General features: G+C 74.5%; 27 protein-coding genes. 14 read left to right on the top strand and 13 right to left on the bottom strand.

All coding sequences use genetic code 11. The features are described 5' to 3' along the window. Positions 1 to 27 precede the first annotated feature (27 nt). Positions 28 to 234: a hypothetical protein gene (locus ABD160_RS08675; RefSeq protein ID WP_344020233.1), complete on the top strand. Its 207-nt coding sequence runs from the start codon at positions 28 to 30 to the stop codon at positions 232 to 234. Here the strand turns inward: ABD160_RS08675 and ABD160_RS08670 are convergent. The 3 genes from ABD160_RS08670 to ABD160_RS08660 form a co-directional block, all read right to left on the bottom strand. Continuing rightward, positions 206 to 1057, bottom strand: coding sequence for an NAD-dependent protein deacetylase (locus tag ABD160_RS08670; RefSeq protein WP_344020231.1), 852 nt, complete (start codon positions 1055 to 1057; stop codon positions 206 to 208). The genes ABD160_RS08675 and ABD160_RS08670 overlap by 29 nt on opposite strands. A gap of 28 nt (positions 1058 to 1085) precedes the next feature. Continuing rightward, positions 1086 to 1859, bottom strand: a complete 774-nt coding sequence (locus ABD160_RS08665) for an enoyl-CoA hydratase-related protein (protein WP_344020900.1) — start codon at positions 1857 to 1859, stop codon at positions 1086 to 1088. An 82-nt stretch (positions 1860 to 1941) separates the two neighbouring features. Then, the gene (locus ABD160_RS08660; protein WP_344020229.1) at positions 1942 to 2196 is read right to left on the bottom strand and encodes a hypothetical protein; all 255 of its coding nucleotides are present in this window, start codon (positions 2194 to 2196) and stop codon (positions 1942 to 1944) included. A gap of 446 nt (positions 2197 to 2642) precedes the next feature. Here ABD160_RS08660 and ABD160_RS08655 point away from each other — a divergent pair, with 446 nt between their 5' ends. After that, positions 2643 to 4658, top strand: a complete 2016-nt coding sequence (locus tag ABD160_RS08655; protein ID WP_344020227.1) for an FAD/NAD(P)-binding protein — start codon at positions 2643 to 2645, stop codon at positions 4656 to 4658. A 36-nt stretch (positions 4659 to 4694) separates the two neighbouring features. On the opposite strand, the gene ABD160_RS08650 is transcribed toward ABD160_RS08655, so the two are convergent. The 10 genes from ABD160_RS08650 to ABD160_RS08605 all read right to left on the bottom strand — a co-directional run bounded on the left by ABD160_RS08650 (position 4695) and on the right by ABD160_RS08605 (position 12740). Then, positions 4695 to 5798: a YeiH family protein gene (locus tag ABD160_RS08650; RefSeq protein ID WP_344020225.1), complete on the bottom strand. Its 1104-nt coding sequence runs from the start codon at positions 5796 to 5798 to the stop codon at positions 4695 to 4697. Continuing rightward, positions 5795 to 5986, bottom strand: coding sequence for a hypothetical protein (locus ABD160_RS08645; RefSeq protein ID WP_344020223.1), 192 nt, complete (start codon positions 5984 to 5986; stop codon positions 5795 to 5797). The genes ABD160_RS08650 and ABD160_RS08645 overlap by 4 nt, the downstream gene beginning before the upstream one ends. Positions 5987 to 6068: 82 nt before the next feature. Continuing rightward, complete coding sequence (locus ABD160_RS08640; RefSeq protein ID WP_344020221.1) at positions 6069 to 6209, bottom strand: hypothetical protein; 141 nt, start codon at positions 6207 to 6209, stop codon at positions 6069 to 6071. 87 nt (positions 6210 to 6296) lie between these two features. Further along, complete coding sequence (locus ABD160_RS08635; protein ID WP_344020219.1) at positions 6297 to 7199, bottom strand: sulfite exporter TauE/SafE family protein; 903 nt, start codon at positions 7197 to 7199, stop codon at positions 6297 to 6299. Positions 7200 to 7304: 105 nt separating this feature from the next. Beyond that, positions 7305 to 7430, bottom strand: coding sequence for a hypothetical protein (locus ABD160_RS08630; protein ID WP_344020217.1), 126 nt, complete (start codon positions 7428 to 7430; stop codon positions 7305 to 7307). A 439-nt stretch (positions 7431 to 7869) separates the two neighbouring features. Continuing rightward, positions 7870 to 9222 carry a sulfate adenylyltransferase subunit 1 gene (locus ABD160_RS08625; RefSeq protein WP_344020215.1) on the bottom strand — a complete coding sequence of 451 codons (1353 nt, stop codon included), beginning with the start codon at positions 9220 to 9222 and terminating at the stop codon, positions 7870 to 7872. Next, entirely contained in the window at positions 9222 to 10142 is a 921-nt protein-coding gene (gene cysD, locus ABD160_RS08620; protein ID WP_344020213.1) for a sulfate adenylyltransferase subunit CysD, read from the bottom strand. The genes ABD160_RS08625 and cysD overlap by 1 nt, the downstream gene beginning before the upstream one ends. Before the next feature lie 18 nt (positions 10143 to 10160). Then, positions 10161 to 10865, bottom strand: a complete 705-nt coding sequence (locus ABD160_RS08615; protein WP_344020211.1) for a phosphoadenylyl-sulfate reductase — start codon at positions 10863 to 10865, stop codon at positions 10161 to 10163. Then, positions 10862 to 11056 carry an Insertion element protein gene (locus ABD160_RS08610; RefSeq protein WP_344020209.1) on the bottom strand — a complete coding sequence of 65 codons (195 nt, stop codon included), beginning with the start codon at positions 11054 to 11056 and terminating at the stop codon, positions 10862 to 10864. The genes ABD160_RS08615 and ABD160_RS08610 overlap by 4 nt, the downstream gene beginning before the upstream one ends. Positions 11057 to 11072: 16 nt before the next feature. Continuing rightward, positions 11073 to 12740: a nitrite/sulfite reductase gene (locus ABD160_RS08605; RefSeq protein ID WP_344020207.1), complete on the bottom strand. Its 1668-nt coding sequence runs from the start codon at positions 12738 to 12740 to the stop codon at positions 11073 to 11075. A 365-nt stretch (positions 12741 to 13105) separates the two neighbouring features. Between ABD160_RS08605 and ABD160_RS08600 the strand changes: the two genes are divergently transcribed. From ABD160_RS08600 to era, 12 genes are all read left to right on the top strand, one after another. After that, complete coding sequence (locus ABD160_RS08600) at positions 13106 to 14230, top strand: hypothetical protein (protein WP_344020205.1); 1125 nt, start codon at positions 13106 to 13108, stop codon at positions 14228 to 14230. A 43-nt stretch (positions 14231 to 14273) separates the two neighbouring features. After that, a complete protein-coding gene (hemW, locus tag ABD160_RS08595) occupies positions 14274 to 15476 on the top strand; it encodes a radical SAM family heme chaperone HemW (protein ID WP_425563592.1) in 1203 nt (400 codons plus the stop codon). 51 nt (positions 15477 to 15527) lie between these two features. Then, positions 15528 to 16547 (top strand): heat-inducible transcriptional repressor HrcA, encoded by a 1020-nt coding sequence (gene hrcA, locus ABD160_RS08590; protein WP_344020202.1) that lies wholly within the window; start codon positions 15528 to 15530, stop codon positions 16545 to 16547. Between the two features lie 53 nt (positions 16548 to 16600). After that, positions 16601 to 17773 carry a molecular chaperone DnaJ gene (dnaJ, locus tag ABD160_RS08585; RefSeq protein WP_344020200.1) on the top strand — a complete coding sequence of 391 codons (1173 nt, stop codon included), beginning with the start codon at positions 16601 to 16603 and terminating at the stop codon, positions 17771 to 17773. A gap of 101 nt (positions 17774 to 17874) precedes the next feature. Then, positions 17875 to 18285 (top strand): hypothetical protein, encoded by a 411-nt coding sequence (locus ABD160_RS08580; RefSeq protein ID WP_344020198.1) that lies wholly within the window; start codon positions 17875 to 17877, stop codon positions 18283 to 18285. Further along, positions 18282 to 19046, top strand: a complete 765-nt coding sequence (locus ABD160_RS08575; protein ID WP_344020196.1) for a 16S rRNA (uracil(1498)-N(3))-methyltransferase — start codon at positions 18282 to 18284, stop codon at positions 19044 to 19046. The genes ABD160_RS08580 and ABD160_RS08575 overlap by 4 nt, the downstream gene beginning before the upstream one ends. A 199-nt stretch (positions 19047 to 19245) precedes the next feature. Continuing rightward, a complete protein-coding gene (locus ABD160_RS08570; RefSeq protein WP_344020194.1) occupies positions 19246 to 20157 on the top strand; it encodes an alpha/beta hydrolase in 912 nt (303 codons plus the stop codon). A 124-nt stretch (positions 20158 to 20281) separates the two neighbouring features. Beyond that, positions 20282 to 21358: a PhoH family protein gene (locus ABD160_RS08565; protein WP_344020898.1), complete on the top strand. Its 1077-nt coding sequence runs from the start codon at positions 20282 to 20284 to the stop codon at positions 21356 to 21358. Between the two features lie 68 nt (positions 21359 to 21426). After that, complete coding sequence (ybeY, locus tag ABD160_RS08560; protein ID WP_344020192.1) at positions 21427 to 21972, top strand: rRNA maturation RNase YbeY; 546 nt, start codon at positions 21427 to 21429, stop codon at positions 21970 to 21972. A gap of 40 nt (positions 21973 to 22012) precedes the next feature. Further along, a complete protein-coding gene (locus ABD160_RS08555; protein ID WP_344020190.1) occupies positions 22013 to 23434 on the top strand; it encodes a hemolysin family protein in 1422 nt (473 codons plus the stop codon). A gap of 79 nt (positions 23435 to 23513) precedes the next feature. Beyond that, positions 23514 to 24794 (top strand): L-2-hydroxyglutarate oxidase, encoded by a 1281-nt coding sequence (lhgO, locus tag ABD160_RS08550; protein ID WP_344020188.1) that lies wholly within the window; start codon positions 23514 to 23516, stop codon positions 24792 to 24794. After that, positions 24791 to 25696 (top strand): GTPase Era, encoded by a 906-nt coding sequence (gene era, locus ABD160_RS08545; protein ID WP_344020186.1) that lies wholly within the window; start codon positions 24791 to 24793, stop codon positions 25694 to 25696. Before lhgO ends, era begins: the two co-directional genes overlap by 4 nt. Positions 25697 to 25710: the final 14 nt, after the last annotated feature.

The following is a 25710-nucleotide window of genomic DNA, read 5'->3' as shown; positions in this document are numbered from 1 at the left end:
CTGCGCGGCCGTACTACCGTGTGGAGTGTGCGCACGATCATCGACGCCTGGGACGCCTTCGAGCTGTGGCTGACCCAGCTCCCGTTCCTCTTCCAGGTCGTGTTCGTGACCGTCGTGGTGCTGCCGCTGTGCGCGGGCGTGGCGATCGGGCTGGACCGGGTCACCGAGCGGTTCGACCGGGCGCCCGACGGCCGGGACCGGGGGATCAGAGCGGACGCGCGGCGAGCGCGGTGAGGGTCTCCGAGCAGCCGGCGTCCACCCGGACGGTGGCGAGCTCGTCGCCCCGGGTCGCCCCCCGGTTGACGATCACCACCGGGACCCCGGCCTTCCACGCCGCCCGGACGAACCGCAGGCCCGACATGACCTGCAGCGACGACCCGGCGACCAGCAGCGCACCGTCGTCGGGGGTCAGCGCGCCGACCGCGGCGTAGCAGCGGGCCACCCGGTCGCGCGGGACGTTCTCGCCGAAGAAGACCACGTGCGGCTTGAGCGTGCCGCCGCAGGCGGCGCACGGCACGATCCGGAACCCCTCGGTGATCTCGACGGCGGCGTCGCCGTCCGGGGCCGTCTCGACCTCGGCGCTGTGCGCCTCGGTGAATCCCGGGTTCGACGCCGTCAACCGGGCCTGGAGCTCCTCGCGCGGGCTGGTCCGGCGGCAGTCCAGGCACACCACCTCGTCGATCCGGCCGTGCAGGTCGATCACCCCGCGGTGCCCGGCGGCGTCGTGCAGGCCGTCGACGTTCTGGGTGATCAGCCGCTCGACCAGGCCGGCCGCCCCGAGCGCGGCGAGCGCGACGTGCCCGGGGTTCGGCTCGGCCCGGCGCATCCGCGCCCAGCCGACGTGGCTGCGTGCCCAGTAGCGGCGCTGCGCGGGCACCCCGGAGACGAACTCGGAGTACGTCATCGGGTTGCGTGGCCGCGAGCCCGGCCCGCGGTAGTCCGGGATCCCGGAGTCGGTGGACAGCCCGGCACCGGTCAGGGCGACCAGCCGGCGTCCGGCCAGGAGTTCGGCCACCGTGTCCGGGTCGGTGCTGATCCCGGGTGCCGGAGCGGTCATGCCCACCAGGGTAGGCCGGTCCGCCCGGTCAGTCCTGCGGAACCCAGGCCGGCCTGCGCTTCTCCCCGAACGCCCTGATCCCCTCCTGGCCCTCGTCCGAGGCGAAGTAGGACGCCGACAGGGTGTTCATCGCGGCGAAGTCCTCCGCCATCGTGGCCGGCCGTTCGCGGCGGAGCATCGCCTTGGTCCCGGCCAGCGCGCCGGGGGCGCCCAGCCGGAACATCCCGGTGTAGCGGGCGACCTCGTCATCGAGCTGCTCGGCCGGCACCGCGCTGTTGATCAGACCGATCGCGGCGGCCCGCCGGGCGTCGAACGTCTCGCCGGTCAGGAACAGCTCGTGCGCGGCCCGGGCGGCCAGCCGGGGCAGCACGGTCACCGAGATGACCGCCGGGACGACGCCGATCCGGACCTCGGAGAACGCGAAGGTGACCGGCTCGGCGGCCACCGCCACGTCGCAGGCGGCGACGATCCCGACCCCGCCCGCCCTGGCCGGTCCGGCGAGCCGGGCGACGACCGGGGTGGGGGAGTCCCACAGCGTGGACAGGATCCGCGGGACCTCGGTGACACCCTGCTGCTGCGCGTCGGCGCCCTTCGACTCCTTGAGGTCCATCCCGGCGCAGAACACCGTGCCGGTGTGGGTCAGCACGATCGCCCGCACCCCGGCGTCGGCGATCGCGGTGTCGAGGTGGGCGAGCAGCTCGCGGCGCAGCTGGGCGGAGAGCGCGTTGCGGTTGTGCGGCGAGTCGAGCGTGATCGTCGCGACGCCTGCGGTCACGTCGAGATGGACGAGCTCGGCCGGCACGGCTGCATCGGGCACAGGGGTTTCGGACACGGTCGAACCCTAGACAACCGCCGGCCCGGGACGCGCGGCTCGGGCCGGCGGCTCAGTGCCCCGGTTGCCGGGGCACCGTCCGGAGCACCGCGAGCTGCTGGTCGAGCTCGGCGGCGATGAGTTCGGCGTGCAGCGAGGCACAGCCGCCGTCGTGCGCGGCGAGCGCCCGGTGCCTGCGGACCAGGTCGTCGAGGGAGTCCAGCAGCCGGTCGACGGCACTGCGTTCGGCGGCGGGCGCCGGGATCGGGTGCCCGCCGCCCGTCGGTGTGCCGCCCGGGGTCTCCGGGCGGATCAGCTCTGCGGTCATGCGACGTTCTCCGTTGAACGTGTCGGGGTCGGGTGTGGCATCGGGTCGATGCATCCGGCTCGATTCAGTGGGTCGATCTCCGTTGTACCCGCGTCCGCCGTCTTTGACGACGTGTAGAACACGGGTGCGACGCAGGACACGGTGGCCGGGGGTGATTCGTCGGTGACCGGTCGTGATCGTCTCTGCGGCGGAGAGTGATCGTGCGCCGGGCGGGTGAGTGGATCCGCCGGTCGTGGGCACCCGCCGTCACCGTCCCGGCCGGTGGCCGGCCGGGGTGCCGGGCCGGGTGCGACGATCCGGTGGGTGGCCCGGCGCGGGGTGGTCGGCCTACCGTGGACCCGTGGACGTCCCCCTGGTCAAGCGCAGGCACGTCGATCTGTGCCGGCTGCGCACGGCGCTGTGAGACCCGGCCCCGCCGCCCGGTCCCACTCTCCCCAGGAGCGTCGATGTCCACCAACCACACCGTGTCCGGCAGCACGAGGTCCGGCAGCACCGGCGCCCGGAGCTCCGCCGCGCGCCCGGCTCCGCGCGCTCCCGCCGTGGTCATCGTGGGAGCCGGCCCGCGCGGCGTCGGTGTGCTGGAACGCATGGTCGCCGGTGCGCCCGGCATGCACGCCGACGTCCTGGCCGGCCCCGGCCTCGACGTGCACCTGGTCGACCCGTACCCGGCCGGCGCCGGGCGGATCTGGCGGCACGCCCAGTCCCCGCTGCTGGCGATGAACTCGATGGCCGCCGACGTCACCATGTGGACCGACGACTCGGTGGTCTGCGAGGGCCCGGTCGCGCCCGGGCCGTCGTTCTGGGAGTGGGCCCGGGAGCTGCGCGAGCACGGCGACCCGCAGGCCGAGCTCGGTCCCGAGGGTGCCGCCGAGCTGGCGACGGTGACGGCGTCGACCTTCCCCACCCGGCGGCTGCAGAGCCACTACCTCGGCGCCGTGCTGCGCGAGGTGCTCGACCGGGCGCCCGCCGGGATGCGCGTGCACGTGCACCGCACGACGGCGGAGTCGGTCACCGAGGACGGCGCCGACCAGGTGGTCCGGCTGGCGTCCGGGGCGACGCTGCGGGCCGACGCCGTCGTGCTGGCCTCCGGGCACCTCGACGCCGCCCCGACCCCGGCCGAGCGCGAGCTGCAGGCGCGCGCCCGCGATCTCGGCCTGCGCTACCTGCCGCCGGAGCAGACCTCCGACTCGGACCTGTCGGTGATCGGGCCGGGGGAGCCGGTGCTCGCCCGCGGGCTGGGGCTGGCGTTCGTCGACCTGGTGGTGCTGCTGTTCGAGGGCCGCGGCGGGCGGTTCGTCCCGGACGACGACGGCGGGCCCGGCCGGCTGCGGTACGTCCCGTCCGGCCGCGAGCCGGTGCTCGTCGCCGGCTCCCCGCGCGGCGCCACCTACCACTCGAAGACGCACTACCAGCTGCGCGGCGGCCGCCCGCCGCTGCCGCGGTTCCTCCCGCCGGAGGTCACCGACCGGCTGGTCGCCGGGGGCGGTCCGGTCGACTTCCGCGAGCAGGTCTGGCCGCTGATGGCCAAGGAGATCGGCTGGGGCTGGTACCACGAGCTGTTCCACGGCCATCCCGACCGGGTCCGCACCGGCTGGGCGGACTTCGCGGCGCGCTTCGCCGCGGCGCCGCACGACTCGGCGGAGGAGGCGGAGCTGATCGCCGCCACCGTCCCGGACCCGCTCGACCGGCTCGACCTGACCGCGCTCGACCGGCCGCTGGAGGGCCTGCACGCCCCCGATCTGGAGTCGCTGCAGGCGGCGGTCCGGGAGCGGATCGCGGAGGACCTGCGCCAGCACGTCGACGAGCGGCACACCCCGCACCTCGGCGCGTTCGTGGCGATGCTGTCGGTCTTCGGCGAGACCACCCGGCTGGCCGGTTCCGGCGTGCTCTCGCCGCGCTCGCGGGCCCGGGACCTGCCGTGGTGGCAGAGCTTCTTCAACTCCGTCGCCTCCGGCCCGCCCGGCTTCCGGGTCCGCGAGATGCTCGCGCTCTCCCGCGGCGGGCACCTGAAGTTCCTGGGTGCCGGGATGGAGGTGACCGCCGACCGGGACGGCTTCCACGCCACCAGCGCGACGCTCGCCGGCGCCGATCCGGTCACCGCGCAGGTGCTGGTGGACGCGCGGCTGCCCGACCCGAGCCTGTCCCGCACCGCCGATCCGCTGCTCCGCGGGCTGCTGGAGCGCGGCGAGGCCGTCGAGGAGATCCTCCACGACGACGACGGCAGCCCGTTGCGCAACACCGGGCTGCTGTCCGTGCGTCCCGCCGACGGCGCGCTGTACACCGCGGACGGCGGGGTGCACGAGCGGCGCTTCGCGGTCGGCCCGCACACCACGGTGAAGGTCGCCGGGGCGTTCACCCGGCCCGGGATGAACGCGCAGAGCCTGCGCTACAACGACGCCGTCGCCCGGGCCGTGCTGGGCGCGCTGCCCGGCCGCAGCGCGGACGCCAGCTCGGCCGCCTGAGCCGGGGCCGCACCGGGTGCGGCCCCGGCCCCGCGGTCAGACCGTGACCCCGGAGAACAGCAGCACCGCCAGCCCGAGGCCGACGGCCAGGTTGACGCCGGTCGCGGCGGCGAACACCCCGACCGGACGCCAGCCGGCGTCGCGCAGCGGCGCCACCCGGAACTCCAGCCCGATCGAGACGAACGCGAGGATCAGGAACGTCGTCCGGAAGGCGTTGACGTCGCTGATCAGCGGCCGGGCCGCGTCCGAGCCGACCACGCCGATGAAGACCGTCGCGATGATCGACGCGGCCAGGAAGCCGAGCACGAACTTCGGGAACCGCTCCCAGAAGTCCCGCACGCCCGGCCGGGCCGATCCGGTCCGCTCGACCTTCAGCGCGAAGTAGGCGGTCAGCGCGACCGCGACCACCCCGAGCAGCGCGTTCTGCGTGGTCTTGACGATCGTGGCGATCTGCAGCGCCTCCTCACCGACGATCGCACCGGCCGCGCTGACCGCGGCCGTGGTGTCGATGTTGCCGCCGATCCAGGCGCCGCCGACGGCGGGGGAGAGCCCGAGGGCGCTCACCGCGGCCGGCAGCAGGAAGATCGACGGCAGCGCGAACAGGATCACCAGGCTGGCGGTGTAGGCGAGCTGTTCCTTCTTCGCCTGCACCGCGCCCGCGGCGGCGATCGCCGCGCTCACCCCGCAGATCGACACGGCCGAGGCGAGCAGTGCCCGCAGCTTGTCGTCCACCCCGAGCTTGCCGCCCAGCCACCAGGTGAAGCCGAACACGGCGGTGATCAGCACCAGCGCCTGCAGCACCGCCGGGCCGGCGGCCCGCACGATCACCGAGAAGTCGATCGAAGCGCCGAGCAGCACCAGGCCGGTCTTGATGAAGAACTCGGTGCGGAACCCGCCGGAGAGCCGCTCGCGCAGCCCGGTGACGGTGAGCAGCACGTTGCCGAGCAGGCCGAGCAGGATCGCGTACACCGGGTACTCGACGGCCTCGGCGATCTCGGCCCATGCGGTGTCCGCGGCGGCGTCCGGGACGGCCTGCTCCAGGAACCGGACGAGAGCCCCGATCGCGACGACGACGGCGACGCCGCCGAGCGCCCAGGCCGTCGTCGAACGGGGGCCGGTGGTGGTCTGCTGATCGGTCACGGGACCAGCCACCCGGGCCAGAGTCCGCTGAGGATCAGGGCGAGCAGCAGCAGGCCGACGACGGTCGCCGCCCAGTCCTCGTTGAGGGCGAGCCGCCGCTGCGCGGGGACGTCACCGCCCGCGGAGGCCGTGGGACCGGCGGAGTCGGTGGGATCGGTGGGATCGGTGGGGTGTCCGGGGGCGCTCACGGGCGGCCTCCGGTGACGGTTCGGGTCACGACGGGTTCCTTCGACGACGGACGGTCCGGGACGCGGCGGGACCGCGCCGCGCTCAGCGGCGCAGGTCCGGACCGGGACAGAACTCGTCGAAGGCGGCCGGCCGGCGGGACGGCCAGAACTGCTCGAGATGCGGCACGAGGTGCCGGGTGAGGGCCGGGTGCGCCGCGCAGCTGCGGGAGGCGGAACCGGTCACCCGACGATCGTGATCCGGCGGAACGATCCGGGCAAGAGGCGTCCGCGGGGCGGGACGAGTGTCCGGACAGCGGGCCCGCCTGCCGGCTCAGGTGCCGGCGCCCACCGGCTCCTGCTCGGCCTCCTCGGCGCGGGTGCGGCGCAGCCGGGCGACCGCCACCGAGATCGCGGCGACCCACAGCGCCACGACCGTCACGTACACGGCGACGGTCGTGGCGGTGCCCGCGTCGAAGGTCCGCAGCACGACCCGCGCGTTGGTGAGGATGATGATGCCGCCGACCGCGGTGCCCAGCACCGGCGCGGGGATCTTGGTGACCAGCCAGGCGGCCAGCGGGGCGGCGAGCACGCCGCCGATCAGCAGTCCGCCGATGGTGGCCGGATCGAGCACCTCGTGCCCCAGCCCGATCAGGAAGCCGACGCTGGCGGCGGCGGCCACCAGGAACTCCGAGGTGTCGACGGACCCGACGACGGTGCGCGGCGCGGTCCGGCCCGCGCCCAGCAGCGCCGGGGTGGCGACCGGGCCCCAGCCGCCGCCACCGGAGGCGTCGACGAAGCCGGCGACCACGCCGAGCGGGGACAGGAAGCGCGCCCCGTGCGGGGAGCGGCGGGCCGCGGACACCCGCGGCGGCCGGATCGAGAAGCGCAGCAGGATGTAGACGCCGAGCGCGAGCAGGATCCCGGCCATGTACGGCGCGGCGCTCTCGGTGGACAGCGCCGACAGCGCCGTCGCGCCGAGGAACGCGCCGACCGCGCCGGGCACGCCCAGCTTGAGCACGAGCTTCCAGTCGACGTTGCCGAACCGCCAGTGCGCGGCGCCGGAGGCGAGCGTGGTGCCCACCTCGGCGAGGTGCACCGACGCGCTCGCGGTGGCCGGGTTGATCCCGGCGACCAGCAGCAGCGAGGTCGAGGTGACGCCGTAGGCCATGCCGAGGGCGCCGTCGACGAGCTGGGCGGCGAAGCCGACGATCGCGAAGACGATGAGCGTGCGCACGATGGGTCCTTCTGGTGGGGGCGGTTCGGGGGCGCGCGGGGACACCGCGGGCCGTGCCGGGGGCAGGGCACGGTCCCGGCCGGGCGCGGGGGCGCTACGGGCCGGTCAGCAGGGACGACAGGACTCGTCGAAGGCGTCCGTGCGGCGCGAGGGCCAGAACCGCTCGAGATCGACCGGCCGGACGCGCGCGACGACGGCTCGGGCGGTGCCCGGGGCGGTGTCGTGGCGCATCGTTCCATGGTGAATCGGCCGGTCGGTGCGGACAAGCCGGCGTCCGGCCGCTGGGAGCGCGGCAAAGGTGTCCGGACACCCTGGTGGGAGCGGAGGAACGTGCGCCGCGTCGGCCGGACCAGCCGGGCCGGCCGGACGGAGCAGGCGGCACCGGACGGACCGGGCCCGACGGGGCCGAGCCGGTCCGGCCGGCCGGGTGCCGGGCGTGCGCTGCGCCGCCGTCCGGAATGCGACCGGCCCGGTCACGCGGTGCTGCGTGACCGGGCCGGTGCGTCGGACGATGCGTCGGTCGGTCTGCCGGTCGGTGTGCCGGTCAGTCTGTCGGTCGGTCGGTGTGCCGGTCGGTGTGTCGCCGCGCGCCGGGTGGCTCCGGTGTCCGGGCTCCCGGTGTCCCGGGCTCCCGGTGCCCCGGCTCCCGGTGTCCCGGGCTCCCGGTGTCTCAGCCCCCGGCGCCCGGCACGGCGGCGAGCGGATCGCCGACCAGCCCGGCGGCCAGCGTGTTCCCGGTCGGCGGGTCGATCAGCAGGAACCCGCCGGTGGTCCGGACCCGGGCGTAGGCGTCGACCGGCAGCGGATCGGCGACCCGCAGCGACACCCGCCCGATGTCGTTGATCTCCAGCCGGTCCGGGGCGTCGGTGTAGGTGACCGCCTCGGTGTCCAGCCGCGCGGCCAGCGCACCGACGATCACCGGGGTGGTCCGGGTGCCGTGCTTGAGCAGCAGCCGGGCGCCGGGCGTCAGCGGCTTCTCGGCGAGCCAGCACAGCGTCGCGTCCAGCTCGGTGGTGACCTCGGGCGGATCGGCCGCGGCGGCGATCATCGCGCCGCGCGGCGCGTCGATGTCGTCGGCGAGCAGCACGGTGACCGACAGTCCGGCGCCGGCCACGGCCAGCGGGCCGTCCGCGGTGCGCACCTCGGAGACCGTCGTCCGGTGCCCCTCCGGCAGGACGACGACCTCGTCGCCGGGCCGCACGGTGCCGGACGCCACCTGCCCGGCGTAGCCGCGGTAGTCGTGCAGGTCCCCGAGCGAGGCGTCGGCGGAGCGGGCCTCGGCACCGTTGCGGGGCCGGATCACGTACTGCACCGGGAGCCGGAACGGGGCGTCGGCCGCCGCGCTCCCGCCCACCCCGCCGACCGGGACGTCCTCCAGGTGCTCGAGCAGGGTCGGACCGGTGTACCAGGGGGTGCGCCCGCTGCGGGTGGCGACGTTGTCCCCGACCAGCGCGGACAGCGGGATCACCTGGACGGCCGCGTCGTCGAACCCGAGCGAGCGGGTGAGCTCGGTGAACTCGCGCTCGATGTCGGCGATCTTGGCCTCGTCGTAGTCGATCAGGTCGATCTTGTTGATGGCCAGCACGAGCCGCGGCACCCGCAGCAGCGACAGCACCGCGGCGTGCCGCCGGGTCTGCGGGACGACGCCGTTGCGGGCGTCGACCAGCAGCACCGCGAGCTCCGCGGTGGAGGCGCCGGTGACGGTGTTGCGGGTGTACTGGACGTGGCCCGGGGTGTCGGCGAGCACGAACTCGCGGGTCGGGGTGCCGAAGTAGCGGTAGGCGACGTCGATCGTGATGCCCTGCTCGCGCTCCGCCCGCAGGCCGTCGACCAGCAGCGACAGGTCCGGCGTCGTCAGTCCCTTGTCGACCGAGGCGCGCTCGACGGCCTCGATCTGGTCGGCCAGCACCGACTTCGTGTCGTAGAGCAGCCGGCCGACCAGGGTGGACTTGCCGTCGTCCACGGAGCCGGCGGTGGCGAACCGCAGCAGGTCGCGCGGCTGTGCCGAGTCTGTGCCGGCCATCAGAAGTAGCCCTCCTTCTTGCGGTCCTCCATGGCGGCCTCGGAGAGCCGGTCGTCGGCCCGGGTGGCGCCCCGTTCGGTGAGCCGGGACGCGGTCACCTCGGCGATCACCTCGTCCAGCGTGGACGCGGTCGACTCGACCGCGCCGGTGCACGACCCGTCGCCGACGGTCCGGTAGCGGACCGTGCGGGTCTCCAGGGTCTCGCCGGCGCGCGGCCCGCCCCACGGGCCCTCGGCCAGCCACATGCCGTCCCGGCGGAACACCGGCCGGGAGTGCGCGAAGTAGATCGGCGGCAGCTCGATCCCCTCGCGGCGGATGTAGCGCCACACGTCGAGCTCGGTCCAGTTCGAGATCGGGAAGACCCGGACGTGCTCGCCGGGCGCGTGCCGGCCATTGTAGAGGTTCCACAGCTCGGGCCGCTGCTTGCGCGGGTCCCAGCGGCCGAACGCGTCGCGCAGCGACATGATGCGTTCCTTGGCCCTGGCCCGCTCCTCGTCCCGGCGGCCGCCGCCGAACACGGCGTCGAAGCGGTGCTCGGCGATGGCGTCCAGCAGCGGCTGGGTCTGCAGCGGGTTGCGGGTGCCGTCGGCCCGCTCCACCAGCCGCCCGTCGGCGAGGTAGTCCTCGACCCGCGCGACCTCCAGCCGCAGGCCCAGCGTCGCGGCGATGCGGTCCCGGAACTCGATGACCTCGGGATAGTTGTGGCCGGTGTCGACGTGCAGCAGCGGGAACGGCACCGGGGCCGGGGCGAACGCCTTCACCGCCAGGTGCACCAGCAGGGTCGAGTCCTTGCCGCCGGAGAACAGGATCACCGGCCGGTCGAACTCGCCGGCCACCTCGCGGAAGACGTGGATCGCCTCCGACTCGAGCGCGTCCAGCGCGTCCAGCTTCGGGCTCGTGACAGCGGTGGTCACACCCATCTCCCTCGTGAGTCCGTGTCAGCCATGCAGGCCGCACTCGGTCTTGGCCCGGCCCGACCAGCGGCCGGAGCGGGGATCGGAGCCCGGGGCGGGCTTCGCGGTGCACGGTGCACAGCCGATGCTCGGGTAGCCGGCGTCGACCAGCGGGTTCACCAGGATCCCGTGGGCGGCGATGTAGGCGTCCATGTCCGCGTCGCTCCACGCCGCGATCGGGTTGATCTTGACGAGGCCGAACCTGTCGTCGTAGGTGATCAGCGGGGTGGCCGCCCGGGTCGGCGCCTCCACCCGGCGCACCCCGGTGACCCAGGCGTCGTACCCGGACAGCGTGCGCTGCAGCGGCACCACCTTGCGCAGCGCGCAGCAGCGGTCCGGCTCGCGGGCGAACAGGTCGCGGCCGTACTCGGCGTCCTGCTCGGCCACCGACTGCTCGGCGGCCGCGTTGACGATCGTCAGCTCCGGGTAGACGGCGTCGACCGCGTCCCGGGTGCCGATCGTCTCGGCGAAGTGGTAGCCGGTCTCCAGGAACAGGACCTCCACGTCGGGCTTCGCCCGGTGGGCCAGGTCGACCAGCACCGCGTCCTGCATGTTGGACGCGACGATCAGCCGGTCGCCGAACGTCTCCGCCGCCCAGCCGAGCAGCTGCTCGGCCGTCGCGTCCGGGCCCAGCTCGGCCGCGCCGCGCTCGGCGGTCGCGCGCAGGTCGGTCTCCAGGGCAACACTCATGATCGATCCGCTCCAGATGTCTCCGGGACGCCGATGCCGACGAAGGTCACGACGAACGTGCGCAGGCAGCCGGCGCACCACCACGCGGCGTTCAGGCTCGCTCCGCCTGCGCTGTTCTGGCTGCGCTCGGCCGGCCGGAGGTCCTCCTCCCCGCAGTACGGGCAGTAGAACGGTGCGGCTCGCTGGCTCATTCCGTGCCTCCCGCGCTCACTTGAGGTCCGCCTCGTCGGCCCGCAGCACCCACTGCGCGAACCGCTCGTCGTCCGCGCGCTGGGCGGCGAAGTTCCGGACGATGCGCTCGACGTAGTCGCCCAGCTCGGCGCTGGTGACCTTGAGCCCGCGCAGCTTGCGGCCGAAGCCGGCGTCCAGGACGAGCCCGCCGCCGAGGTGTACCTGGAAGCCCTCGACCTGGTTGCCGTCGGCGTCGGTGACGATCTGGCCCTTCAGGCCGATGTCGGCGACCTGCGTGCGGGCGCAGGCGTTCGGGCAGCCGTTGAGGTGCAGGCTGATCGGGACGTCCGGCACCACGTCGGCCAGCCGCTTCTCCAGGTCCTCGACCAGCCGGATCGCCCGCTCCTTGGTCTCCACGATCGCGAGCTTGCAGAACTCGATGCCGGTGCAGGCCATCGTCGACCGGCGCCAGGTGGAGGGCCGGGCCGGCAGGCCGAGCCGGTTGAGGTCCTCGATCAGCCCGTCCAGCCGGTCGTCGGCGACGTCCAGCACGACGATCTTCTGGTACGGCGTGAACCGGATCCGGTCCGAGCCGGCCCGCTCGGCGGCCTCGGCGACGGCGATCAGCGTCGTGCCGGACACCCGGCCGGACGGCGGTGCGACGCCGACGTAGTTGCGCCCGTCCTTCTGCTTGTGCACGCCGACGTGGTCGATCGGCCGCTCCGGGACCTCGGGCGCCGGGCCGTCGAGCAGCGGCCGCTCCAGGTACTCGTCCTGCAGCACCTGACGGAACTTCTCCGCGCCCCAGTCCGCGATCAGGAACTTGATCCGGGCGCGGTGCCGCAGCCTGCGGTAGCCGTAGTCCCGGAACAGCTGCACGACGCCGTGCCACACGTCGGGCACCTCGTCGAGCGGGACCCACGTCCCGAGCCGCTGCGCGATCTTCGGGTTGGTGGACAGGCCGCCGCCGACCCACAGATCGAAGCCGGGGCCGTGCTCCGGGTGCTCGACGCCGACGAACGAGATGTCGTTGACCTCGTGCGCCACGTCCTGCTGCCAGGAGATCGCCGACTTGAACTTGCGCGGCAGGTTGGACAGCTCCCGGTCACCGATGAACCGGCGGACGATCTCGTCGATCGCCGGGGTCGGGTCGAGCACCTCCGCGGCGGACACCCCGGCGACCGGGGAGCCGAGCACCACCCGCGGGCAGTCACCGCAGGCCTCGGTGGTCTGCATGCCCAGGCCCTCGAGCTTCGTCCAGATCGCCGGGACGTCCTCGACCCGGATCCAGTGGTACTGGATGTTCTCGCGATCGGTGACGTCGGCGGTGTCCCGGCCGTAGTCCCGGGACACCTCGCCGAGCGCGCGCAGCTGCGCGGCCGAGACGGCGCCGCCGTCGAGCCGGACCCGCATCATGAAGTAGGAGTCGTCGAGCTCCTCGGGCTCCAGCGCCGCGGTGCGGCCGCCGTCGATCCCGGGACGACGCTGGGTGTACAGCCCCCACCAGCGGAAACGCCCGCGCAGGTCGGCCGGGTCGATCGAGTCGAAACCGCGCTTGGCGTAGATGTTCTCGATCCGGGACCGGACGTTGAGCGGATTGTCGTCGCGCTTGCTCCGCTCGTTCGGGTTGAGCGGTTCGCGGTGGCCGAGCTTCCACTGGCCCTGGCCGCGCGCGCGGCCGGGAGCGGTCTTCGAGGGCGCCATGTGGTGGGTGCTCCGGGTGTCGGTGGCGCGGGCACACCCCGGCCCGGGACGGACGCGGAGCGGCCCGGGGTGGGAATACGGGGCCGTCAGGAGGGACGGCGACAGAGCGCGCTGCGTGTCCGGTTCAGGTCCACGTGGCGACGGGCCACGAGGCGGAGACGGAGCGCGTGCACGTTGTCCAGCCTCTCATGGTGTCCGGACGGGAGCCAAAGGGCAGTTCGCATAGTGGGACGGGGCTCACCGGGTTGCCCGCCCCCGATGATTCACCGCGGAACCCGGTCTGTCGATCCGCCCGGGCTTCGCACCTGCGAACGGGGACGGCCGATCCGCCGTGCGACGCCCCTCCGGCAGCCGACGATCCCGTCATGAGCACCCCCGATCCGCCCGCGGTGCCCGAGGGCACCTCCGCCGACGAGCCGCTCCGGCCGCGGCCCTCCGCCGTGTACCTGCCCCCGGTCGTGGCCGGTGGCGCGGCCGTGCTGCTGCTCGTGCCGACGGCGGCGGCCGGAGCCGGACGGCCCGGGGACGGGCTGACCGGCCTGCTCGTCGCGGCCGCGATCGTGGTGGGCGTGCTCGGGCTCGGCGCGGCCCTGGCCGTGCGCTCCGCGCTGCGCGCGCGGGGCAGGCGACTGCACATCGGGGCCGGCGGCATCGTCGCCCACGGCTGGCCGGATCCGGTCCGGCTGACCCCGGCGCAGGTGCTGGGGGCCGGGGTGCGGGAGGTCCGCCGGTGGAACGGGGGCACGCACCGGTACCTGCACGCCGGTCACGTGCTCGAGATCGACGTGCCGGCCGGGCGGCTGCAGCTGGGCCTCGCCGGGTTCGACGCCCGGGCCGTGCGGGACCGGCTGCGCCGGTGCCGGGTGCCGTCCGGTGAGATCGGGACCGGCCCGCTCGACCGGGCCGGGGCGGCGTACGGGTCCGGCTGGACCGCCCGCCCGGCCGCCGGGCCGGAGCCCGTGCCGGGCACCTTCGGGCCGGCGTGGGGAGCGGTGCTGCGGGGTGCCGCCCGGGCCGTGGCCGCGGCCGCGATCGTCGTGGTCTGCGCCGCCGGCATCGTGCTCGACCTGCGCGGCCGTACCGAACTCGGTCTCGTCGGATGGGTGCTGTTCTGCTCGGTCGGCGGCATCTGCCTGCTGGGCATGGTCGGGACGGCCGCCGGGCTGGCCCGGATCCGGCGGCACAGCCGGGTGAGGTTCACCGGCGAGGGGATCGAGCTCGTCGTCCCGACCGAGCGGGACCGGCCGGTGCGCCTCCCGTGGTCCGCCGTCTCCGGGCTGGAGCTCGACGTCGTCGGTCACCGGCGCCCGGGCGCGGAGTGGCTCCTGCCGGCGCGGCTGCTGGTGACGCTGCGGCACCGCCCGGACGACGACGTGCTGCTGGAGCTGCTCGAGACCGGACCCGGCCGGGTGTCCTACCCGGTGCACGGCTTCGACCTGGGTGCCCTCGAGGCCGCGGTGCGGCGGGCCCGCCGGGGGACCGTGCGCTGAGTGCGCTGAGTGCGCTGTGGCGGGGGTGGCACACTCGGAAGGCGTGCCACCCCCCTTCGGGATCTACGTCCACGTGCCGTTCTGCGCGACCCGCTGCGGCTACTGCGACTTCAACACCTACACCGCCTCCGAGCTGGCCGGTGACGCGTCCTCGCCGGACGGCTGGCTCGACGCCGCCCGCCGGGAGATCGCGCTGGCCGCGCGCACGGTCGGCGACCGGACCGTCGAGACCGTGTTCGTCGGCGGTGGCACGCCGTCACTGATCGGCGCCGGGCGGCTGTCCGCGGTGCTCGACGCCGTCCGGTCGGAGTTCCGGACCGCACCGGGCTGGGAGGTCACCACCGAGTCCAACCCGGAGTCGACCTCGCCCGGGTTCTTCGCCGGCATCCGCGACGGCGGCTACACCCGGGTCTCGCTCGGCATGCAGTCCGCCGCCCGGCACGTGCTCGCCGTGCTCGACCGCACGCACACCCCCGGCCGCGCCGTCGCCGCCGCCCGGGAGGCCAGGGCGGCCGGGTTCGGCCACGTCAACCTGGACCTGATCTACGCCACCCCCGGCGAGACCGACGACGACCTCCGGCGCTCCGCCGACGCCGTCCTGGAGGCGGGCGCCGACCACGTCTCGGCCTACGCGCTGATCGTGGAGGACGGGACCGCGCTGCACCGCCGGGTCCGCCGCGGTGAGCTGCCCGCACCGGACGACGACGTCGCGGCCACCCGCTACGAGCTGCTCGACGCGCGACTGCGGGCGGCCGGCCTGGACTGGTACGAGGTGTCGAACTGGTCGCTGCCGGGGGCCGCCTGCCGGCACAACCTCGGCTACTGGCGCGACGGCGACTGGTGGGGCGTCGGGCCCGGCGCGCACTCGCACCTGGCCGGGGTGCGCTGGTGGAACGTCAAGCACCCGGCGCGCTGGGCCGCCCGGCTCGCCGCGGGTGAGTCGCCCGAGGGCGGCCGGGAGCACCTCACCGCCGCCGAGCGCTACACCGAGCGGGTCATGCTGCGGCTGCGGCTGGCCGAGGGGATGGCCCTGGACCTGCTCGATCCGGCGGGCCGGGCCGCCGCCGCCCGGGCGGCGGGCGATGGCCTGCTGGAACCCCTCGCGCACGCGGCGGGCCGGGCGGTGCTGACCGATCGGGGCCGGCTGCTGGCCGACCGGGTGGTGACCGATCTGCTGCTGGCCCCGGAGCGGGACGCCGGTCACGCCGCGGCGACGGCCCGGCCCGCACCGCCCGTCGGCGCATAGAATGGACGGGACAGCCGAAGGGGACCCACCGCCCGGGGAGGTGCGCGGGACATGAATGCCGACGAGCGGCGGTTCGCGGTACTGCGGGCCATCGTCGCCGACTACGTCTCCACCCACGAGCCCGTGGGATCGAAGGCGCTCGTCGACCGGCACAACCTCGGGGTGTCCAGCGCGACCGTGCGCAACGACATGGCCGTCCTCGAGGAGGAGGGGCTGATCGCCCAGCCGCACACCAGTGCCGGGCGGATCCCGACCGACAAGGGCTATCGGCAGTTCGTCGACCGGATCTCGCAGGTCAAGCCGCTGTCCGCGGCCGAGCGGCGGGCCGTGCAGTCGTTCCTGGAGGGGGCGGTCGATCTCGACGACGTGCTCCGTCGCAGCGTCCGGCTGCTCGCCCAGCTGACCCGGCAGGTCGCCGTCGTGCAGTACCCGACGCTGACCCGCTCCACCGTCCGCCATCTCGAGGTGGTCCAGCTGACCCCGGCCCGGCTGATGCTGGTGCTGATCACCGACTCCGGCCGGGTCGACCAGCGGGTGGTCGATCTCGGTGACGTCCTCGACGACGCCGACGTGTCCCGGCTGCGGGAGATGCTCGGCAACGCGCTGAACGGGCGGAAGCTCTCCGAGGCGTCCGCCGCGGTCGCCGAGCTCCCCGAGACCGGCCCGGACGACCTGCGGATGTCGCTGACCCAGGTCGCGACGGTGCTGATCGAGACGCTCGTCGAGCACCCGGAGGAGCGGATGGTGCTCGGTGGCACGGCCAACCTCACCCGCAGCCACGGTGACTTCCCCGGCTCGCTGCGCCAGGTGCTGGAGGCGCTGGAGGAGCAGGTCGTCGTGATGCGGCTGCTCGCGGCCTCCCAGGAGTCCGGGCTGGTCACGGTCCGGATCGGCGAGGAGAACGAGGCCGAGGACCTGCGGACCGCGTCGGTGGTCACCGTCGGGTACGGCTCGGGGACACCGCTGGGCGGGATGGGCGTCGTCGGACCGACCCGGATGGACTACCCGGGCACGATCTCGGCGGTGCATGCGGTCGCCCGCTACGTGGGTGAGATCCTGACCGGGCGGTAATCGGCGGACCTCCCCGCCGCCAGTGAACGAAGGACCTAGAGGAAAAGAGCCAGGTGGCACGCGACTACTACGGGATCCTGGGCGTCGAGCAGGGCGCCGACGCCGCGGAGATCAAGCGGGCGTACCGCAGACTCGCCAGGGAACTGCACCCGGACGTCAATCCCGACGCTGCGGCGCAGGAGCGTTTCCGTGAGGTCAGCGCGGCCTACGAGGTGCTGACCGATCCGGAGAAGCGGCGGATCGTCGACCTCGGCGGGGACCCGCTGGACCCGCGCGGCGGTGGCGGCGGTGCCGGTGGTGGCGATCCGTTCGCCGGCTTCGGCGGGTTCAGCGACATCATGGACGCCTTCTTCGGCGGCACCGCGGCCGGTGGCCGCGGCCGGGGCCCGCGCAGCCGGGTGCAGCCCGGCGCGGACGCGCTGATCCGGATGGAGCTGACCCTGGAGGAGTGCGCCGCGGGCGTGCAGCGCGATCTCACCGTGGACACCGCGGTGATGTGCACCCAGTGCCAGGGATCCGGCTGCGCCGAGGGCACCCACCCGACCGCCTGCGACACCTGCGGCGGTTCCGGGGAGATCCAGAGCGTGCAGCGGTCGTTCCTCGGCCAGGTCGTCACCGCCCGCCCCTGCCCCACCTGCCGCGGGTTCGGTGAGGTCATCCCGGAGCCGTGCCGGCAGTGCGCCGGCGACGGCCGGGTCCGGTCCCGGCGCATCGTCGCGGTGAAGATCCCGGCCGGCGTCGCCGAGGGGATGCGGGTGCGGCTGGCCGGCCAGGGCGAGGTCGGCGCGGGCGGCGGGCCCGCCGGCGACCTGTACGTCGAGGTCGAGGAGGCCCCGCACGAGATCTTCACCCGGGACGGCTCGGACCTGCACTGCACGCTGCCGCTCCCGATGACCGCCGCCGCGCTCGGGACGACGCTGCCGCTGACCCTGCTCGACGGCAGCGTGGAGGAGATCGGGATCGAGGCGGGGACCCAGCACGGCGCGGTCCGGACGCTGCGCGGCAAGGGCATGCCCCGGCTGCGCTCCACCGGCCGGGTGGACGGCTACGGCGATCTCCTCGTGCACATCGAGGTGGCGGTGCCGACCAGGCTGGACAAGGAGCAGACCGAGCTGCTGCGCGAGCTGGCGCGGCTGCGCGGCGAGGAGCAGCCCGATCTGGTCGGCGGCGCGCGCAACGGGCACGGCCTGTTCTCCCGGCTGCGCGACACCTGGGGCGGGCGATGAGACGCCCCGCCGTGGGCGTCCGTGCCGACGTCCGCGGCTGCCGGTTCCCGATCTTCGCGAACCGCCGCGGTGGGACCGGTCCGGCTGTCATGGTGGGCGGCGTGACCCGATCCGAGATCGCCGCGCTGACCCGCCGTGTCGACTCCCAGGACGAGACCCTCCGTGCCGTCGCCGACACCGTCGTGGACGTCCGCGACATCGTCGACGGGCACACCGGCACCCTGGCCGAGCACACGCGGCTGCACGAACAGCACACCGCGACGCTGGCGGAGCACACCGCGACGCTGGCCGAGCACACCGCGACGCTGGCCGAGCACACCGCGACGCTGGCCGAGCACACCCGGCTGCACGAGCAGCACGCGGCGACGCTGGCGGAGCACACCGCGACGCTGGCCGAGCACACCCGGCTGCACGAGCAGCACGCGGCGACGCTGGCCGAGCACACCGCGACGCTGGCCGAGCACACCGGGATGCTCCGCGAGATCCTGCGCCGCCTCCCACCGCCGTCGTGACGACGGCGCCGCTCTTCCTGGTCGACGGCATCGACGCCCCGGCCGGCGCCGAGACGGTCCTCGACGGCCCGGAGGGCAGGCACGCCGCGACGGTCCGGCGGCTCCGGCCCGGCGAGGCGCTGATGCTCTCCGACGGCCGGGGCGCCGTCGCGCACGCCGAGGCGGTCGCCCCGGTCGGCCGTGACGCGCTGGCGGTCCGCCTGCTCGACGTGGTGCACGTTCCCCGGCCGGCGGTCCGCGTCGTCGTCGCGCAGGCACTGGTCAAGGGCGACCGTGGTGAGCTGGCGGTGGAGACCGCGACCGAGGCGGGCGCCGACGGGTTCCTGCCCTGGAAGGCGGCCCGCTGCGTGGCCCGGTGGGACGACGGCCCGCGCGGCGCGAAGGCCCTGGAACGCTGGCGCAGCACGGTCCGCGAGGCCGCGAAGCAGGCCCGCCGGCCCTGGCAGCCCGAGGTGGGCGAGCCGGTCAGCACCCGGCAGCTCGCGCAGCGGGTCGCCGGGGCGGATCTCGCGCTGGTGCTGCACGAGTCCGCCCGGGCCGGCCTGGCCGACGTCGAGCTGCCGCGGTCCGGTGAGGTGCTGCTGGCGGTCGGCCCGGAGGGTGGGGTGGACGAGCACGAGCTCGCCGCGCTGACCGGGGCCGGTGCGGTCCCGGTCCGGATGGGCCCCGAGGTCCTGCGCGCCTCGACCGCCGCCTGCGTGGCACTCGGTGCGATCGCGGTCCGGACCGGGCGCTGGGACGCCGCCGATCCGGGCGGCTGAGCGCCGGCGCGGCCCTGTTCGGCAGCAGGTGGCCGATGATGGTCGGCACGGGCCACGTCCCGGTCCACCGGACGGGCGCAGATGCACCGCCGGCGGGCCGAGACGGGAGGCCGCCGTCCGGTCCGCGCCCTGCATTCGGACGGTCCCGTTCCGGTCGATCTGCTCGTCGTCGTCCCGTTCACGTGCGATGATCCGCCGCGTGCGTGATCCACACCACTCCCCGCGGATCGACCGCCGCACCTTCGGGGTGCTCCTGGGCGGTCTCGCCGCGACGCCGCTGATCGGTGCCTGCGGCGGCGGGGACGACGTCCCCGCCGAGCCGGAGGCCACCGCGACCGCCGCCCCGCCCGAGCCGCAGCGGATCGCCTACGGCGGCCATCCCGACCAGTTCGGCGAGCTCACGGTGCCGGAGGACCGGCCGCTGCCGCGGGCGATCGTCGTCGTCGTGCACGGCGGGTTCTGGCGGGCCGGCAGCGATCTCGGGCTGATGCGCCCGGTGGCGGCCGCGCTGGTCGCGGCCGGGTTCGCCACCTGGAACGTCGAGTACCGCCGGGTCGACGCGGGCGGTGGCTGGACGGCCACCTTCGACGACGTCGCGATGGCCGCCGACCACCTGTCCACCCTGCGCAGCACCCGGTTCGACCTCCGCAAGGTCTACGCGCTCGGGCATTCCGCGGGCGGGCACCTGGCGGCCTGGCTGGCCGCCCGGCCGGGCCAGCAGCCCGGTGACCCGGGTGCCGATCCGGTGGTGCGGATGGCCGGCGTCGTCCCGCTGGCCGGTGTGCTCGACCTGGCCGCGGCCGCCTCCCTGGGCGACAGCGCGGTGGACGCGCTGGTCGGCGGCACCCCACGCTCGGCGCCGGAGCGGTACGCGATCGCGAGCCCCATCCGCAGGGTGCCGCTGGGGGTGCCGTCGGTGTGCGTGCACGGCACCGCCGACGAGACCGTCCCGATCGCGCAGAGCGAGGCGTTCGTCGCCGAGGCGACCGCGGCGGGCGACTCCGCGGAGCTGGTCCGGGTCGAGGGCGCCGACCACGTGCAGCTCATCGATCCCGCGCATCCGGGCTGGGCCGCGGCGCTGGGTGCACTGGAGGGGCTCGTCGACGGGTGAGCCGGAATGGGCGGGTGCCGGGCGGCGTTGCGCGGGTACCATTCCGGCAACCGACCGCGCGAGACAGAGGCAGGCGATCACACCCTTGACCGGCACCGACCCCGGCTCCATCCCCCGGACCGACCTGCGGTCCGACGCGGCACCGGGCGGGACCGTCCGGTCGAAGATCTCCGTACCGGACACCGCGCTGCTCTCGCTGCTCGGCTCGCGCGACGAGAGCCTCCGTACCGCGGAGGACGAGCTGGCCGCCGACGTCCACGTCCGCGGCAACGAGCTGACCCTCTCCGGCGATCCCGGCGACGTCGCGTTCGCCGAGCGGGTCTTCACCGAGCTGATCACCCTCGCCGGGCGTGGCCAGCTGGTGGGGGCGGACACGGTGCGGCGCACCGTGGCGATGCTCGCCGACGCCGACGCCGCCGAGGGCGGCCGGCTGGGCGAGTCCCCGGCGGAGGTGCTGAGCCTGGACATCCTGTCCCGGCGCGGCAAGACGATCCGCCCGAAGACGCTGAACCAGAAGCGCTACGTCGACGCGATCGACGCGCACACCGTCGTGTTCGGGATCGGCCCGGCCGGTACCGGCAAGACCTACCTGGCGATGGCGAAGGCCGTGCAGGCGCTGCAGGCCAAGCAGGTCAACCGGATCATCCTGACCCGGCCGGCGGTCGAGGCGGGGGAGCGGCTCGGCTACCTGCCGGGCACCCTGTTCGAGAAGATCGACCCGTACCTGCGGCCGCTCTACGACGCGCTGCACGACATGATCGACCCGGAGTCGATCCCCAAGCTGATGGCCGCCGGGACGATCGAGGTCGCGCCGCTGGCGTACATGCGGGGGCGCACGCTCAACGACGCGTTCATCATCCTGGACGAGGCGCAGAACACCACGCCCGAGCAGATGAAGATGTTCCTCACCCGGCTCGGCTTCGGCTCGAAGATCGTGGTGACCGGTGACATCACCCAGGTCGACCTGCCCGGCAACGCCCGCTCCGGGCTCGCCGTGGTGCAGGACATCCTGGAGGGTATCGAGGACGTGCACTTCTCCTACCTCGACAGCGCCGACGTCGTCCGGCACCGGCTGGTGTCCGACATCGTCGACGCCTACGCCCGGTTCGACGCGGTGTCCGAGCGCCGCGCGGCGGTGAACGCCGGGAACGGGGCGCCGCGCAACGGTCCGCCGACCCGGCACGGCGGGCGCCGCCGATAGTGTCGGACCACCCGTCTACGCTGGCCGGGAACCAGACGGACGAGACGGGTGGGGACGGGGCGACACGGGTGAGCATCGAGGTCGTCAACGAGTCCGGGATCGCGATCGACGAGGCACAGATCGTGTCGGTCGCCCGGTACGCGTTGGACGCGATGAAGGTGAACCCGGCCGCCGAGCTGGCGGTCACCGCGGTCGGCCTGGACACGATGGAGGAGCTCCACGTCCGCTGGATGGAGGAGCCCGGCCCCACCGACGTGATGGCCTTCCCGATGGACTCGCTCGCCGAGGACGGCCGGCGCCCCGATGCGCCGGATCTCGGCCCCGCCCTGCTCGGCGACGTCGTGCTGTGCCCGGCGTTCGCCAGGGACCAGGCCCGCAAGGCGGGCCACACCCTGGCCGACGAGCTGCACCTGCTGACCGTGCACGGCATCCTGCACCTGCTCGGCTACGACCATCTCGAACCGGAGGACGAGCGCGAGATGTTCGCGCTGCAGAACCGGCTGCTGGTCCGCTGGCGTGACGACCGGGCCCAGCTGCGGGCCCGGGAGGCCCAGCGCCGCAGCGACGACCGGCTGCTCGGCGCCGCCGGTTTCGAGGAGGAAACGGGCCGGTGACCGTACCGTCCGACCCTGATCACGCGGCTCCGGAGGACCAGTGACCACCGTCTGGCTGATCGTCGCCACACTTCTTCTCGTTCTGCTGGCCGGGGTGTTCGCGGCCGCCGACTCGGCCCTGATGTCGATCTCGCGGGCCCGGGTCGAGGCGGTCGTGCGCAGCGGCCGGGCCGGCGGCAACGCGCTGTCGGCGGTCGTCGCGGACCGGCCGCGGCACGTCAACCTGCTGATGCTGTTGCGGGTGACCTGCGAGACCGTCGCCGTCATCCTGCTCGCGGTCGCGCTCGCGCCGCTGTTCTCCGCGCCGTGGATCGGCCTCCTGCTGACCGGGGTGATCATGGTGATCGCGAGCTACGTGCTGGTCGGGGTGGGCCCGCGCACGCTCGGCCGCCAGCATCCGTACCGGATCGGGCTGCTGCTCGCGGCGCCGATCCGGGCGCTCGGCACGGTGCTGTCCCCGCTGGCGAAGCTGCTGATCCTGCTCGGCAACGCGATCACCCCCGGCCCCGGCTTCCGGGACGGGCCGTTCTCCACCGAGGTCGAGCTGCGCGAGCTGGTCGACATGGCCAGCAACCGGGGCGTGGTCGACGAGGGCGAGCGCAAGATGATCCACTCGGTGTTCGAGCTGGGGGAGACCCCGGTCCGGGAGATCATGGTGCCGCGGCCGGACGTGGTCTGGGCCGAGCGCGACACCCCGGTCGACAAGGTGCTCCGGCTGGCCCTCAAGAGCGGCTACTCGCGGATCCCGGTGCTCGGTGAGGGCATCGACGACGTGATCGGCGTCGCGTACCTCAAGGACCTGGTCCGGGCCCGGGACGACGCGCAGTTCCGCGGCGCTCCGCAGAAGTCGCTGCCCGAGATCCTCCGGCCGGCCGCGTTCGTGCCCGACTCCAAGCGCAGCGACGAGCTGATGCGCGAGATGCAGCGCACCCGCAACCACATGGCCGTCGTGGTCGACGAGTACGGCGGCACGGCCGGTGTGGTGACGATCGAGGACATCCTCGAGGAGATCGTCGGGGAGATCACCGACGAGTACGACACCGAGGAGATCCCGGAGGTCGCCGAGGTCGACGACGGCGCGTTCCGGGTGGCCTCCCGGCTGCCGGTCGAGGACCTGGAGGAGCTGTTCGCCGGGCGCTTCCGCGGCACCCCGCGGGAGGAGGAGCTGCGCCGGGCGCTGGAGACGGCCGACGTCGACACCGTCGGCGGCCTGCTCGCCCAGCGCCTGGGCAAGGTGCCGCTGCCCGGCGCGGTCGCCGAGGTGGAGGGCCTGCTCCGCCTGGAGGGCGAGGGCGGCAAGGACGCCCGCGGCCGGATCCGGATCACATCGGTGCTGGTCAGCCCGCTCGAACCGGTGGCAGACGACGACGAGACCACCCCCGCGCGGGCCGACGACGGGCCCGATCCGGCCGCGGGCGACCCGGCGGAGCACAGCGGCGCGGTCCGCGCCGACCGGGCGTAGCACCCCGGCACGGCCCGGACCGGCCGTGCGGACGAGCAGCACAACGGCCCCGCCCGCCGCGGGACCGGAGGAGGAACCGATGGCTGGAAGCGACCGCAACGGCGCCCCGGGGGCGATCCCGGCCGGTGCCGGACTGCCCCCGACACCGTCCTACGACCTTGTGGTCGTCGGCGGCGGCATCGTCGGCCTGGCCACCGCGTTCGCCGCGACCGCCGCCGGGCTGTCGGTCGCCGTCGTCGAGCGGGAGCCCCGGCTGGCGAACCACCAGACCGGCAACAACTCGAACGTCATCCACTCCGGTCTGTACTACGCGCCCGGCGGCTACAAGGCCCGGCTCGCGGTCGCCGGGTGCGCGGAGACGGTCGCGTTCTGCCGGGAGCACGACCTGCCGCACCAGGTGTGCGGGAAGCTGGTCGTGGCGACCGAGCCCGCGGAGCTGCCCCGGCTCGACGAGCTGGCCCGCCGCGGCGACGCGAACGGGGTGGAGAACCACCGGCTCGACGAGCACGGGATGAAGACCTACGAGCCGGACGTCCGCGGCCTCGCCGCGCTGTGGGTGCCCTCCACCGGCATCTGCGACTACCGCGCGATCGCCGAGAAGCTGGGCGAGCTGGTGGAGAAGGCGGGCGGCGAGGTGCACCTGGGCCGGGCCGTCACCGGGTTCGCCCGGCGCCCGTCCGACGTGGTGGTCCGGACCTCGCAGGGCGACCTGCTCGGCAAGCGGGTCGTGGTCTGCGGCGGCCTGCGCTGCGACGAGCTGGCCACCCTGGCCGGCGCCGATCCGGGCGTGCGCATCGTCCCGTTCCGCGGCGAGTACTCCGGGTTCTCCGAGCGGGCCGCGTCGCTGGTCCGCGGCCTGATCTACCCGGTGCCCGATCCGGAGTTCCCGTTCCTCGGGGTGCACGCCACCCGCGGCATCGACGGCCACGTGCACGCCGGGCCGAACGCCGTACTGGCGATGGCCAGGGAGGGCTACGACTGGCGCACGATCCGGCCCGCCGAGCTGCTCGGCACCCTCACCTACCCCGGCATGATCCGGATCGCCCGCAAGCACTGGCGCTACGGCATCGGCGAGGTGCAGCGGTCGCTGTCCCGCCGGGCGATGGTCCGCCAGATCCAGCGGATGCTCCCCGACGTGACCGCGGAGGACCTGCACCCGGCCGGCGCCGGCGTCCGGGCGCAGGCGGTGAAGGCCGACGGCACCCTGGTCGACGACTTCCTGTTCCTCGACCAGCCCGGCCCGGACGGCGCCGGCGCGGCCGGGTCCATCCTGCACGTGCTCAACGCGCCGTCCCCGGCGGCGACCGCGGCCCTGCCGATCGGCCGGGAGATCCTCGGCCGGCTGGGTGCCGCCGCGTGACGCTCCCGACCTCCCCGGAGGGTTTCCGGTCCGGCTTCGCCTGCTTCGTCGGCAGGCCGAACGCCGGCAAGTCGACGCTGACCAACGCGCTGGTCGGCCGGAAGGTCGCGATCACCTCCAGCCGGCCGCAGACCACCCGGCACGCGATCCGCGGCATCGTGCACCGCGAGGACGCGCAGATCGTCCTGGTCGACACGCCCGGTCTGCACCGGCCGCGGACCCTGCTCGGCTCCCGGCTGAACGACGTGGTGCGCGAGACCTGGGCGGAGGTCGACGTCGTCGGGTTCTGCGTCCCGGCGAACGAGAAGGTCGGCCGCGGCGACCGGTTCATCGCCGAGGAGCTGCGCAAGGTCGCCGCGCACACCCCGGTGATCGCCGTCGTCACCAAGACCGACCTGGCACCGCCGGAGCAGGTGGCGGAGCGGCTGGCCGAGGTCTCCGGGCTGATGGACTTCACCGAGGTCGTCCCGACCTCGGCGCAGTCCGGGTTCCAGGTGTCGCTGCTCGCCGATCTGCTGGTCGCGCAGCTGCCGGAGGGCCCGCAGCTCTACCCGGACGGCGACCTCACCGACGAGCCGGAGGAGACCCTGGTCGCCGAGCTCATCCGGGAGGCGGCCCTGGAGGGGGTGCGGGACGAGCTGCCGCACTCGATCGCGGTCACGGTCGAGGAGACCATCGAGAAGACGAACCTGCTGGAGATCCACGCGATCGTCTGGGTCGAGCGGTCCAGCCAGAAGGGGATCGTGATCGGCCGCGGCGGTGCCCGGCTCAAGCAGGTCGGTTCGGACGCCCGGCGGCAGATCGAGCGGCTGCTCGGCACGAAGGTCTATCTCGACCTGCACGTGAAGATCGCGGAGAACTGGCAGCGCGACCCCAAGCAGCTGCGCAAGCTCGGCTTCTGAGCCGAGCCTGCGCG

Origin of the sequence: Pseudonocardia kongjuensis (assembly GCF_039526905.1) — a bacterium.
GTDB lineage: Bacteria > Actinomycetota > Actinomycetes > Mycobacteriales > Pseudonocardiaceae > Pseudonocardia > Pseudonocardia kongjuensis.
This window is presented reverse-complemented; position numbering and strand designations above follow the sequence as displayed.